The organism is Exiguobacterium sp. s21, from assembly GCF_018617975.1.
GTDB classification, from domain to species: Bacteria; Bacillota; Bacilli; order Exiguobacteriales; family Exiguobacteriaceae; genus Exiguobacterium; species Exiguobacterium mexicanum_A.
This window is the reverse complement of the sequence record NZ_JACSLF010000012.1, coordinates 17,685-31,777: the sequence shown is the minus strand read 5'-3', so window position 1 is coordinate 31,777 and position 14,093 is coordinate 17,685. Positions and strand designations below refer to the sequence as shown.

Annotated in this window: 10 protein-coding genes; all 10 read right to left on the bottom strand. The window is 55.1% G+C overall.

Translation table 11 applies throughout. The annotated features are described in order from the left end of the window. Positions 1–31 precede the first annotated feature (31 nt). Entirely contained in the window at positions 32–2,623 is a 2,592-nt protein-coding gene (gene clpB, locus KNP06_RS12545) for an ATP-dependent chaperone ClpB (RefSeq protein WP_214712282.1), read from the bottom strand. An 18-nt stretch (positions 2,624–2,641) separates the two neighbouring features. After that, complete coding sequence (locus KNP06_RS12540; RefSeq protein ID WP_214712285.1) at positions 2,642–3,505, bottom strand: DnaJ C-terminal domain-containing protein; 864 nt, start codon at positions 3,503–3,505, stop codon at positions 2,642–2,644. A 141-nt stretch (positions 3,506–3,646) separates the two neighbouring features. Then, positions 3,647–4,819, bottom strand: a complete 1,173-nt coding sequence (locus tag KNP06_RS12535) for a CamS family sex pheromone protein (protein ID WP_214712292.1) — start codon at positions 4,817–4,819, stop codon at positions 3,647–3,649. Between the two features lie 141 nt (positions 4,820–4,960). Further along, entirely contained in the window at positions 4,961–6,814 is a 1,854-nt protein-coding gene (locus KNP06_RS12530; RefSeq protein ID WP_214712294.1) for a DUF7507 domain-containing protein, read from the bottom strand. A gap of 240 nt (positions 6,815–7,054) precedes the next feature. Further along, a complete protein-coding gene (gene ligA / locus KNP06_RS12525; RefSeq protein WP_214712296.1) occupies positions 7,055–9,049 on the bottom strand; it encodes an NAD-dependent DNA ligase LigA in 1,995 nt (664 codons plus the stop codon). Positions 9,050–9,058: 9 nt separating this feature from the next. Beyond that, entirely contained in the window at positions 9,059–11,275 is a 2,217-nt protein-coding gene (gene pcrA / locus KNP06_RS12520; RefSeq protein WP_214712298.1) for a DNA helicase PcrA, read from the bottom strand. Between the two features lie 38 nt (positions 11,276–11,313). After that, entirely contained in the window at positions 11,314–11,991 is a 678-nt protein-coding gene (gene pcrB / locus KNP06_RS12515; RefSeq protein ID WP_214712300.1) for a heptaprenylglyceryl phosphate synthase, read from the bottom strand. Positions 11,992–12,084: 93 nt separating this feature from the next. After that, on the bottom strand, positions 12,085–12,321 hold the full coding sequence (locus KNP06_RS12510) for a hypothetical protein (protein WP_021065206.1): 237 nt from the start codon (positions 12,319–12,321) through the stop codon (positions 12,085–12,087). A 12-nt stretch (positions 12,322–12,333) separates the two neighbouring features. Beyond that, on the bottom strand, positions 12,334–13,716 hold the full coding sequence (locus KNP06_RS12505) for a TrkH family potassium uptake protein (RefSeq protein ID WP_214712301.1): 1,383 nt from the start codon (positions 13,714–13,716) through the stop codon (positions 12,334–12,336). A gap of 36 nt (positions 13,717–13,752) precedes the next feature. Further along, on the bottom strand, positions 13,753–14,058 hold the full coding sequence (locus KNP06_RS12500; RefSeq protein WP_021065204.1) for a YerC/YecD family TrpR-related protein: 306 nt from the start codon (positions 14,056–14,058) through the stop codon (positions 13,753–13,755). Between the last annotated feature and the right edge of the window lie 35 nt (positions 14,059–14,093).

Here is a 14,093-nt window from a genome sequence, read left to right as displayed (position 1 = left end):
GCGCCGGCGTCAGCCAGCGCTCTTTTGTTATTCAGTGAGTGACCGTCGCGGGACGAAGCGTCAACTCGTCGTTCTCGACGTCGATGACGACCGTCTGGCCGTCCTCGATGTCTCCGGCGAGAATGCTACGGGCGAGTTTCGTCTCAATCGTCCGTTGTACGTACCGGTTGATTGGACGGGCCCCGAACTGTGGCTCATACGCCTCGTCGGCGATGAATACCTTCGCGGCATCCGTGATCTCGATTTGAATCGAGCGCGCCGTCAAGCGACTGCCCATGCGTGCGACCGCTTTTTTGACGATTTGGCCGATTTGAGCCCGCGTGAGCGGATGGAACAAAATCGTCTCATCGACCCGGTTCAAAAACTCGGGACGGAAGTGGCGGCGGAGCCGCTCGATGACTTGGCGTTCTTCCGCCTCATCGATGACGCCATCTTTCGCCGCTTCGAGCAAGATGTCGGCCCCGATATTCGACGTCATGATGACGATCGTGTTTTTGAAGTCGACGACACGCCCGTGCGAGTCGGTCAAGCGACCATCATCGAGCAGTTGCAACAAGATGTTGAACACATCGGCGTGCGCTTTCTCGACCTCGTCGAGCAGGAGCACCGAGTACGGGTTGCGGCGGACCGCTTCCGTCAACTGGCCGCCTTCTTCATAGCCGATATAACCCGGAGGTGCCCCGACGAGACGCGACACGGCGTGTTTCTCCATATACTCGCTCATGTCGAGGCGAACGATATGGTCCTCCGAGTCGAACATCGCCTCGGCGAGCGCTTTCCCGAGCTCGGTCTTCCCGACACCGGTCGGTCCGAGGAACAAGAACGAGCCGATCGGACGGTTCGGATCTTTGATGCCGGCCCGAGCCCGAATGACGGCGTCGCTGACGAGCCGAATCGCATCGTCTTGTCCGAAGACGCGTTGATGGAGCACCGTCTCGAGGTTGAGCAACTTATCTCGTTCTCCTTCGGTCAATTTCGTCACAGGGATGCCCGTCCATTTCGAGACGACCTCGGCGATTTCTTCCTCGGTCACTTCTTCCCGGACGAGTTCACGTGTCACCGAACCAGCGAGCCGCTCTGCTTCTGCAAGCTCGCGCTCGAGTTCCGGGATGCGGCCATATTTGAGCTCAGAGGCCCGGTTCAAATCGTAACGGCTCTCGGCTTCTTGCAGTTCAAGTTTCACTTTTTCTAAATCCCCACGGATATGTTGGACACGATGGGTCGACTCTTTCTCGTTTTCCCAGCGGAGTCGGAGCGCGTCCGACTGTTCGCGGATCGAGGCGAGCTCTTGCTGCAACGCATCGAGTCGTTTCTTCGAGGCGTCATCGCTCTCTTTCTTCAAAGCCGCCTCTTCGATCTCGAGTTGCATGACGCGGCGCACGAGTTCATCGAGCTCGGCCGGCATCGATTCCATCTCCGTCCGAATCATCGCACACGATTCGTCGACGAGGTCGATTGCCTTGTCCGGCATGAACCGATCGGTGATATAGCGGTTCGATAACACGGCCGCTGCGACGAGCGCGTTGTCGTGAATGCGGACACCGTGGTGAATCTCGAAGCGCTCTTTTAATCCACGCAAGATCGACACCGTGTCTTCGACGTCCGGTTCGTCGACGAGCACTTGTTGGAAGCGGCGCTCGAGCGCTGGATCTTTCTCGATATATTGCCGATATTCATCGAGTGTCGTCGCACCGATACAGTGGAGTTCACCGCGGGCGAGCATCGGTTTGAGCATGTTCCCGGCGTCCATCGCGCCTTCGGACTTACCAGCCCCGACGATCGTGTGCAGTTCATCGATGAAGAGGATGATTTTCCCTTCCGCTTCTTTCACTTCGTTCAAGACGGCTTGAAGCCGCTCTTCGAACTCGCCGCGATATTTGGCCCCGGCGACGAGCGAACTCATATCGAGACTGAAAATCGTCTTGTCTTTCAAGCTCTCCGGCACGTCGCCGCGGACGATGCGTTGGGCGAGCCCTTCGACGATCGCCGTTTTCCCGACGCCTGGTTCCCCGATCAAGACCGGGTTGTTTTTCGTCTTCCGGCTCAAGATGCGGATGACACGCCGAATCTCGCTATCGCGCCCGATGACGGGATCGATTTTTCCGGTCTTCACTTCTTGGATCAAGTCGCGTCCATACTTCGTCAAGACGTCATACGTCGCTTCCGGTGATTTCGACGTAATCCGTCGATTGCCCCGGACGGCGACGAGTGCCTCACGCAATCTCTCCTCGGTCACACCTTTGCGTTCGAGCATGTTCTGTGCTTGACTCTTGTTCATGATGATCCCAAGCAGAATATGTTCGACCGAGACGTATTCATCACTCATCCCTGTCGCTTCACGTTCCGCCGTCGTCAACACGTTCAACAGCGAGGCCGAGATCATCGGCGTCGTCGGCGTTTGAAGTTTCGGTGCGTTCTTAAGCGCCATCGCGACCTCGGCCTCGATATCGGCGACGCTCAGTTCCATTTTTTGCAGTAAGAGCGGCGCGATGCCGTCCGTTTGTGAGATCATCGACGCCAAGACGTGCCATTCGTTCATCTCGCTATGGTGGTACTGTTTCGCAAGTGCCTGCGAGCTGACGATGCCTTCATGTGCTTTATCGGTAAATCGATTGAAATCCATTCTGCTTCCTCCTTAGGCTCATCGTTCGAGTTGTTCGTAAACAGATCGGTGGGCGGCGTCTAGCGGCAAATCGACTTCAAGTTGGACGAATAGATCCGATCGGACTTTCGAAGCGGTCATGAATCCACGTCCCGGGATGCGCATCCGTTGACCAGGCCGCGACCCCGGTTTGACTTTCAGCTTGACCCGACCACCATCGAGTGTCGCCACGACGACTTTCCCGCCGTCGAGGAAAGCGAGCGGACGCAACCGTTTGACGGTGATGACGTTCGCCCCTTCACGCCGGTACGTGTCGTCATCGGTGAAGTGGAGCTCGACGTACACATCGCCTCGATCGCCCGACTGTCCGACTTTACTGCTCTTGCCTTTGAGCCGCAGCTTTTGTCCTTCATGGGCGCCTTGCGGGATTTTGACGTTGACCGTCCCCGTCTGTAGGCGCAGGCTCACTTTGGCATCACTCGTCAACTGACTGAGTGGGACATTGACTCGGACCGTCTCATCGAGGTCTTCTTCGACCGCCTGGTCAAAGAAGCTGCCGAACATATCCTCAAAACCGAATGTGCGCGACGTCGTTCGTGACCCACCGCCGAATTGACGGAACAAGTCCTCGAATTGGGCCGATCCTTCCCCGTACCCATCACCACTGTACCCTCCACCGAACGTCGGCCCTTCCGGACTTCCGTAACGGTCATAGTTCGCTTTTTTGTCAGGATCGCTCAACACGTCGAAAGCCTCTTGGATTGCTTTGAACTTGTCTTGGGCACCCGGGTCTTTATTCACGTCCGGATGGTATTGTTTTGCCAACTTTCGATACGCTCGTTTTATGTCTTGGTCGGATGCCTGCTTCGGCACGCCAAGGACGTCATAATAGTTTTTTGCCATCTCGTTTCACCTCACCTATCCCTTTCCCGATTCTGTTAAGTCTATTCTACCGATTTGGTCAAAGAAGGTCAAAGAATTTCCTCGTTACTTGTCATACGAAAAAAAGAAGGCATTCGTTTCATCACGATGCCTTCTTATCGGTTAGAAATATACTTTCGGACTATCCATGCCCTCTTCAAACACGATCGTCACTTCTTGTTCGCCACCGAGCGAGGTGACGTTGATTCGGACGGGTACGTTCCGGTTGTATTCCCAGCGGTTCTCGAGCAGGCCGACGACGTGCTGCGTGAAGCCGACGAGTTCGGCCCGGCTATAGTACTGGATCGGAATATCGATCTCAATCCGTGACAATTCCCCGTTCTGATAAAAACCTTTCCCGATCATCCCGCTGAAATCTGGGAACACATCAGCGATTCGGTCGCTGAAGAGGGAGAATTTTTGAGCGTCATCGCGCACTTCCGTCGTCGCTTTGGCGGACGGGAAGTAATAATACGTCTCGTCGACATCTTTCCAATCACTCGCCGTCACCTCGCCAGCCGTGCCAACGAATGCCGATTTGACATAGTTCCCCGGCGTCGGTGACCCTTGCGACGCTTTCATATACAATGCGACGTTGATATCGAGATCTTTGAAGTCCTCGCGCTTGCGCAGTTGGGCGACGAGTTCATTCGCCATGCGCTCTCCTTCGGCGATGACTTTCTTCTCGTCAAGCTTCTCCGTATACGTCGGACCGAAGTTCGGTGCTTGGAACACGTACTCCCGGTTCAAAATCAAAGCGAACGAAACACCGCCGAGTTGATAGCCGTTATCCGTTTTCGTCATATAGTTCTGTTCGACGAGCGACGCCAAATAGAGTGGCGACTTTTTATTCTCCTCGACGAATTGGTCTTCGGCCACTTCGGCCGTGCCGTTCGCATACGCCGGGTTGAGCGGGACGAGACCTTCTGACGTTTTGTCTTTACGGCCAAGCAGACGCGAGACATCTTCACTCGTCAATAGCTGTCCTTCTTGATACGCATAGTTTTCCGGTTTGAACGCGCCGGTCGAATGGCGCATGAGGCCGAGCTCCACTTCTTCGAGCTCGAGCGACGAGCTCACTTGTCGCTGGGCCAACCCTCGGGCTGCCGCCGGTTTAAATGGAATGACCATCTGGTAATATGAATCACGCGCTTGAATCGCTTCTGTGACGCCTTCGGCTGCCGTCTCTTCACCCGTCGGTGTGACTTCCTCTTCCCCCATCGGGATTTTCATCGAGCACCCGCCGAGGAAAACCGTCGCGGCGAGAGTTGGGATAATCAATTGTTTCCATTTCATCTATGTCTGAACTCCTTTGATGATTCGATTCGTTACACTTCGTCCATTATAACAAAATCGTCCGTCGAAAAAAGTGTCGAAGCGGAATCAGTCCCGATTCAAAGAAAAGCACCCCCGACTCGTGTCGGAGGACGCCTGCGATCATACTTTTGTGGATGGACGGCGCCGATGCGTCACGAACAAGAGCCCGAGCACGATTAAAACGAGACCAATGACCGTCCCCCACGTTTCCGTCGAACCTGTCATCGGTAGCGTCGCTTGGTCAGGTGTCACCGGGGTCGTCGGTTCAGGCACATACACAGATTCGTCGCGTTCAGGTTCCGGGATGGCTTGTTTCACATGCACCGTCGCCTCGGCCGTTCGGGACACACGCGCCTCACGATTGACCTCGAACGTGAACGTCGTCCGGTTCGTCAGTACTGCGCCCGCTCGCACATCATAGGATGGTAACAACACTTTCTCCACTTCAAGCACGACTTCCTCACCTGGGATGAGTCCGTTCTCGACTTCAGCGAAAGCCTGCATGCCGTCTCGAAGCGTCTCGGTCGTCTCGCGCTGTTCTTTGGTCGTCAACGCCCCGCTCGTCCATTCATCGATGACATCGACAAAGTACAAGGTGACATTCGACGTGTTTGTGATTGTATACGTATAGCGAATCGCCTCGCCCGGGTGCACCGTCCCTGGGCTCGCCACTTTCGTGACCGTGAAATCAGCTTGGTTCAATAAGACGATTTGTTGACTCTCGGCATCGACGACCCGTCCATAGGAATCGGTCGCGCCGACCCGGAACACGTTCCCGATCTCGGGAGCGTTCGTCCGGTCATAGTCGCTCGGGATTGTTAAGTTGACCGTCGCCTCGACGCGTTCACCTGCCGCGAGGCCGTTCTCCCCGATGAGCGCCATCAACTGCTCACGCACGTCGGCATTGAATGCTTCGACCTTATCAGCATCGATGTCGCCGCTAAAGAACTCATCTTCGATGGAGGTGATCGTGAGCGCCGTCTCGCCTGTGTTCTCGATGACGAACGTATACGGAATCACTCCGCCGACGACGGCTTGATCAATATTTGCCTCTTTACCGACCTCGAGGCCAATCGTCTCATTCGGTACGACCGTGACGGTCGCCTCGGCACATTCGGCCGGAATCAATTCATCTGCTCCTTCAACACCGATACAAAACGTATTCGTCACCACCGTCTCATCTGTCACGTCTGGTGCGAACACATCGAACTGGATTGTCGTCGTCCCGACCGGTATCGTCGGAAACGTCCAATCGAAGGCGGGTGGTCCACTCACGGTCGTCGGGGGTACCGAACCTTCCGGACCGAGAACTTCAACCGAGTCCGCGACGACGGTCAACGCTTCCGGGACCGTGTTGGATACGGAAAAATTCTCGACAGGGGCGCCCTTCACATCGATGACGAGCCGATGCGTCACTAAATCTCCGCCTAACACACGCTCGATTGGCCCGTCGGCACCGAGCACCAATTGATCGATGGCAACTACTGGGGTGGCGGAGGGTGCGGTCACTTCTTCTGTGACAGGTTCTTCTGGCGATGGCTCTGATTCAACGAGCGGAGGCTCGACCGGTGTTTCAACGTCTGGAACTGTCTCTGTCCCGTCATCACCCGGCTCAGTCGACTCGCCCGCAAGTTCCTCAACATGAAATGCATAGACCGCGTCCGGGAACGAATAAGGAACGCCCTCACCATTATATAACGTGACTTGATCGATGGTCGTAACGTCAATGTCGGCCGCATCCACCATGAACCGCCAAATCGTTGACGATTCACGCGCCCCGTAGTACGTCACGTCGTCGTAAATCAGGCTTGCGTCGTCGTACGCTTCGATTTCTTCAAGGCTCAAATCAATTTGTGCATAAATTGGCGTTGGTGTCATTGTCGTGTTCGCGTAAACGCCATTCGGTGCCCACATGCCAATCAATACGAGGACGAATGTGATGAGTGCAAAGATGCGTCGGTTAGTGTTTCGCATGATGGTCCCCTCCTCTAAGGTGTCTGCCAAACTGTGACGAATGTCTGCGATGACACGCTCCGGCACGGGAGAGGGATAGAGGATGATTGTGCGCGAGTCGTGGTGTGAGTGCTTGGTGTCAAAAAGTATTTGTAGATACTATTCATTACCCTTCGCACGTTCCCACGAACCCGCCGTCATCCTAAAACAGTTGAAAATTAGGTCAATGAAAAAAGGCCTTCCACACGGAAGACCTTTCCTTCAAGATTGTTCTGCCAAGAAGGCGAGCAACGCCGCCTCGTCCCACACTTCGATACCAAGCGATTCGGCTTTCGTCAGTTTCGACCCGGCTTTCTCGCCGGCGACGAGAAGGTCGGTGTTCTTGCTGACGCTTCCCGTGACACTCGCACCGAGCAATTCGAGCTGCTTACCGGCTTCTCCGCGCGTCATCTCATGCAGTTTCCCGGTCAAAACGACTGTCTTCCCGGCGAGCGGCGCATCCGTATCGACCGGTCGTTTCGTACCTTTGAACGTCAGGTTGACACCTGCCGCGCCGAGGTCACGGACGAGGTCACGAGCTTCCGGCTTCTCAAAGTATAAGCCGATCGATTCAGCCATCTTCGTACCGATACCATCGATTGACGTCAAGTCGTCGATCGAGGCTTCCATGACCGCTTCCATCGTCTCGAACCGTTCCGCAATCAACGCGGCCGCTTTTTGTCCGACGAGGCGGATACCGAGCGCGAACAAGACGCGCTCGAGCGAGTTCTGTTTCGACTGCTCAATCGCCGCGAGCAAGTTCGTCACCGACGTTTCGCCCATCCGGTCGAGCTCGAGGAGCGCGTCCCGGTCGAGACGGTACAGGTCGGCCACGTTATGAACGAGCCCGGACGCGTGGAGTTGTGTGATCACTTTCTCGCCGAGCCCATCGATGTTCATCGCCGGGCGTGACACGAAATGAATCAACCCTTCGAGCAGTTGGGCCGGGCATTCCGGATTGACGCAGCGGTGGTCCGCCTCTCCTTCTAACCGTACGAGTTCAGATTCACAAGCTGGACAATGCGTCGGGAAGACGATTTCCGTCTCCTCCCCGGTCCGCTCACTGACGAGCGCCGAGACGACGGCTGGAATCACATCGCCGGCTTTCTTGATGACGACACGGTCCCCGATGTGAAGGTCCTTCTCTACAATGAAGTCCTCGTTATGGAGCGTCGCATACGTCACGGTCGACCCGGCGACCGAGACTGGTGCGAACCGTGCGCGTGGCGTGACTTTTCCCGTCCGCCCGACACTGAAATCGACGTCTTCAATCGTCGTCACGACTTCTTCAGCCGGGAACTTATACGCGACGGCCCAACGCGGGCTTTTCGCCGTGAAGCCGAGCTGTTCTTGCTCTTCGTAAGCTGCGACTTTGATGACGATGCCGTCAATCTCATATGGTAGCTCCGACCGCTTCGTCACATACGTTTCGATATAGTCCCATAACTCATCGGCCGTACGACATGTCGTGTATTCTTGACTGACGGCGATGCCGAGACGGCGCAAATACGCGAGCGACTCGTCATGCGAGGCGACGAGGTCGTCCGTCGAGACGAGCCCGTAGGCGAAGAACGCCAAATTCCGCGACGCCGCGATTTTCGAGTCGAGCTGCCGGAGCGAACCTGCCGCCGCATTGCGCGGGTTGGCGAATAAAGGTTCCCCAAGACGTTCTCGCTCGTCGTTCAAATGTTCGAACGACCGTTTCGGCATATATGCCTCACCGCGCACCTCGAACGTGACGTCCTCGTTCAACCGGAGCGGAATCGAGCGGATCGTCTTCAAGTTTTGCGTGATGTCTTCTCCGGTCGTCCCGTCACCGCGCGTCGCGCCACGGACGAGCCGACCGTCTTCGTATTTCAGTGACACGGCGAGCCCGTCAAACTTGAGCTCGGCGACGAAGAGCGGACTGTAACCGAGATCTTTCTCGATGCGTTCGACCCATTCGACGAGCTCTTCTTTAGAAAACACGTTCCCGAGCGAGAGCATCGGCGTATCATGCGTCACTTTGACGAACGCATCGAGCGGGGCACCGCCGACCCGTTGCGTCGGAGAGTCTGGACTCCGAAGTTCCGGATAGTCCGTCTCGATTTCAATCAATTCGTTCATGAGGCGGTCGTATTCAGAATCCGGGACACTCGGGCGGTCGAGCACATAATATTCATATCCGTATTGGTTTAACTTTTGACGAATCGCTTCAACACGTTCTGCCATCTCCATGTGATCACCTCACGCTTTTTCGATTGGGGCAAACTTGGCGAGCAGGCGCTTGATGCCGACTGCAGGGAAAGCGATATCGAGTTCGAGCTGATCGCCTTCGCCACGCGTCTGGACGACCGTGCCTTGACCCCATTTTTTATGATTGGCCTTATCCCCAACGTTCCAACCGATCGATTCGGCGCCGGACGACTGGGCGAGCTTCGGTTTTGGTTTCGAGCTGAAGCCGTTCACCGGAAGTTTCCCCGGCGACTCGACCGGATTCCATGGCATCGCCTTTTTCGCTTTGCCCGAACGCTCCAAGAGCGTCTCTGGCAACTCGTGCAAGAAGCGCGATTCCGGGTTGTTTTGGAAACGACCGTACAACATCCGAGACTGGGCCCGCGTCAAATAGAGACGTTTCTCGGCCCGTGTGATCCCGACGTAGGCGAGACGACGTTCTTCTTCCATCTCTTCCGGGTCGTTCAAGGCACGGCTGTGCGGGAACAACCCTTCTTCCATCCCAATCAAGAAGACGACTGGGAACTCGAGCCCTTTGGCCGAGTGGAGCGTCATGAGCGTCACTTGGTGCGACTCGTCGACTTCTTCGAGCGTGTCGAGGTCCGAGACGAGCGTCAAGTCGGTCAGGAAAGCGACGAGCGTTTCTTCATCGCTCTCTTTCTCGAAGTTTTGCGCGACCGAGAGGAACTCTTGCAAGTTCTCGAGGCGGCTCTCGGCTTCAAGCGTCTTCTCGATTTTGAGCATCTCTTCGTAGCCTGACTTCTTCAGCACTTCTTCAATCAATTCGGAAATCGACAAGTAGTCGGCCATTTGACGCAAATCGACCATCAATTGACGGAACTCGGCAAGCTTCGTCGCTGTGCGTGGGGCAATGCCCGACAGCTCGATGTCACGAATCGCTTCCATGAGCGACACACCCTGCATCCCGGCGAAGTTGCCGAGCTTATCGACCGTCGCGGCGCCGATGCCGCGCTTCGGTTCGTTGACGACACGGACGAATGAGATGTCCTCGTCTGGGTTGGCGATTAAGCGCAAATACGCCAAGATATCCTTGATTTCTTTTCGTTCATAGAACTTCGTCCCGCCGACCATCTTATACGGGATGTTCGACTTGAGGAGCATTTCCTCGAGTCCGCGCGATTGGGCGTTCGTCCGGTACAGGACGGCCATCTCGCCGTAATCGATACCTTCTTGGCGGAGCTCCTTCATCTGATTGATGATGAAGAACGCTTCATCCCGGTCATCCGAGGCGACATGCAAGAGGAGTTTCTCGCCTTCGACGTTCTCGGTCCATAGCTTCTTATCTTTTCGACCCGAGTTGTTTTGAATGACACCGTTCGCCGCTTCCAAAATCCGCTTCGTCGACCGATAGTTTTGTTCGAGCAAGATGACGTGCGCGCTCGGATAATCTTTCTCAAACGTCAAGATATTGGCGATGTCGGCGCCGCGCCAGCGATAAATCGACTGATCCGAGTCACCGACGACACACAGGTTCTCATGCGCCTGCGCGAGCAGCTTGACGAGCGTGTATTGGGCCCGGTTCGTATCTTGATACTCGTCGACGTGGATGTATTGGAACTTCTTCTGATAAAACGCGAGCACGTCCGGCGCTTCTTGGAACAACTGAATCGCCTTCATGATCAAGTCGTCAAAGTCGAGCACGTTGTTCTGCTTCAATTTCTTCTCATACGCCGTGTAGACGTCCGAGATGACTTTCTCGTACGGGTTGTTGCCGACGAGTGCGGCCGCATCTTGCGGCGTGCGGAGCTCGTTCTTATGGTTCGAAATCATACCGAGGAGCGTCCGCGGCTCATATTTTTTCGGGTCAAGGTTCAACTCTTTAAGCACTTGTTTGATGGCCGTCAACTGATCGGACGAGTCGAGAATCGAGAAGTTCCGGTCATAACGGATTCGATCGATGTCACGCCGCAAAATCCGGACACACATCGAGTGGAACGTCGAAATCCAAATATCGTCCGCGACGCCACCGACGAGGCGGGCGATCCGGTCTTTCATCTCGCGAGCCGCTTTGTTCGTGAACGTAATGGCGAGAATGTTCCACGGCGCGATTTGTTTCGACGCCATCAAGTAGGCGACGCGATGCGTCAAGACACGTGTTTTCCCAGACCCTGCCCCGGCCATGATGAGCAACGGGCCGTCCGTATATTTGACCGCCTCCGCTTGCGGAGGGTTCATGCCTTTGACTAATTCTTCACTCAAGTTATACATAATCGTTTCCTTTCCCTATCCAAACATTTGTTCTTATTTTATCGGAGTGCCGCGACAGTCGCAAGCGCTCCTTCGAAATTGTCATAAATCACATTGCCGACGACGATCGTATCCACGTGTTCAGCCATCACCTGGGCCGACTCGTATCCGGTGATACCGCCCCCATAAAACAGGTGGGCGTCCGGCACGGCCAGCCGCACTTCTTGGACGAGCTCGACCGATCCGAACGTGCCGCTATACTCTACATACAAGGAAGGCAGGCGGAACAAGCGATGACCGGCTTCTGCGTAAGCGACCGCCTCTTCGATGGAAAGGTCGGTTTTCGCCTCGGTCACGTGGGCCACTTTCGCATCTGGATTCAAGACGATATACCCTTGTCCGGTCACATCAGCATGAAACAAGTGTCCGTATCGTTCGAACGCCCTCGTTTGATGACCGATGATCCAGTCCACGGTGCCCGCGTTCAAGACGGTCGGAATGAAATAGTGGTCGAAGCCTCGAATCACTTGCTCGGGATGGCTCATCTCGAGCGCGAGCGGGATGCCGCATCGTTCGAGACGAGTATAGAGCGCGAACGTGTTTTCCGCGTCGACCCCGTCCGTCCCACCGATGAGGAAAGCGTCCGTGCCCGAACGGATGAGCGCTGCGAGCGCCGAATCATCGAGCGGTTTATTCGGATCAAGTTTAAAGACGTGGCGCCACGATTGAAAATCCATTCGGCTTCCCTCCCATTCGATACCTTCTCTAGTGTAGCGATTTTTCCCGTCGCTTGCATCTGTTGAACAAAAAAAGACTTGCCGAGGCAAGTCTCAAGCACGTCTGGCGTGCGTCTTTTGTTCGCGGGCCGTCATCCATTTGGCGACGACGAGTGCGAACAGCCCGTAAACCGGGATGAACCAGAGCGGATTGGCCAAAAAGAAGCCGAGCACTGGAATCTCGAGTAACGGTGAATCTGGCGAGCAGAGCGCTGTTCCGTTCACGACCGCGATGAACGGTAAGACCGGGACGGCGAACACGTAACCGAAATTGATCCAAAAAGCTTTCATATTCTGATCTCCTTATCCTAAGATGATCGATTCTTTCGGATAGTTGTACATCCGTTTCGGCTGTCTCCGCTGCAAAATCAAGATGAAGGCGATGACACCGATTCGACCGATGAACATTAAAATCGTGAGTACCCATTTTCCGACGTTACTGAACTCTGCCGACAGACCGACCGACAAGCCGGTCGTTCCGAACGCCGAGCACGCCTCGAACAAGATGCGGGTAAGCGATGCGTCTTCAAAGAAGGTGAGCACCATGACCCCCGTGAGCAGGACAGCGAGTGACACCGTGATGATAACGAACGCTTTCCAAATATCCTCGAGCACAATCTCGCGCCCGAAAATTTTGATGGACGAGTCCCCGCGAATGAATGCGACGACCCCGAGCACGGCGACGGCGAACGTCGTCGTCCGAATCCCCCCGCCGACCGAGGACGGGGACGCCCCGATGAACATCAGAATCGACAAGAGCAACATACTGCCTTCTGAGAACAAGTTGACGTCTACCGTCGTCAAGCCCCCGTTTCGCGTCGTCACGGACTGGAACAAGGAATCCGAGAGCGCGAGCCAGAGCGGTAATTCTTTGAAGGCGTTATTGTATTCAAATAGAAACAAGCCGACGGTCCCGACCGCAATCAAGATGAAAAACGTCGATACCGTCAATTTCGTAAACAACGAGAAGCGGCGCGGGAAATTCTCGCGCTTCCGAATGATTCGGTTCGTCAAATACGTGCGAATCTCGACGAGGACCGGGAACCCGATGGCACCGCCGGTCATGAGCGCGATTTGGGTGAAGATGACGAACGGGTCTTCCCGGAATGGTGCGAGCGAGCTGCCGGTGATGTCGAAGCCGGCGTTCGTCGTCGCACTGATCGAACCGAACAGGCCTTGCAGGAACGCCTCGCTGGCCGTATCGAAGTAATTTAAGTAATGGACCCCAAGCAACACCGCACCGACCGCTTCAATCGCGATAACGGTGATGACGATCTCGGTGATGTACTTGACGATCCCAGACATCGACGTCTGGTTTTGGTCACGTAAAATCAGCTGGCGCTCGCGAAAACCGATGCGCTTGCCAAGCAAGATCCACATGATGACGTGAAGACTGATCAACCCGACCCCGCTCACTTGAACGATGAACAAGATAATAAATAATCCGAACGTCGAGAACGTATCGGTCACGACGATCGGGGTCAATCCGGTAACGCTGACACAGCTGACCGCGAAAAAGACGAGATCGGTGAACGTGATCGAGACGCCCGGTTGTCGCGCAATCGGTAAAGCGAGCAAAATGACGGCCAACACGACCGCCGCGCTATAAATCAACACGAGTGTCTGGACCGGTGTCAGCTTCCGAAAGAACAGCTGTAAATTTCGCTTCATAAACTTGTCTTGCATCTCGCCCCTCCTCTCCCATCAAAAACAAGATGACTCTTACGAGTCACCTTCTGATTGTTTTAGACGTTCAAGGGCAAGATCATAACCGCCAGACCCGTAGTTCAAGCAACGCTTGACACGGGAGATGGTGGCTGTCGAAGCACCTGTCGCTTCTTCAATTTTATGATATGTGCTACCTTCACGAATTTGGCGGGCCACTTCAAGCCGTTGGGCGAGCGCCTGCACTTCGTTCACGGTCGCTAAATCTTCAAATAGTTGATAACAGTCTTCGAGTGTATCGAGCTTCAAAATCGCCTCAAACAGCTGATCGAGCTCTCGTCCTCGTAATTTATCGAGTTGCATCCGCAAGCATCCTCTCTCATCGTACTTCTTTATCA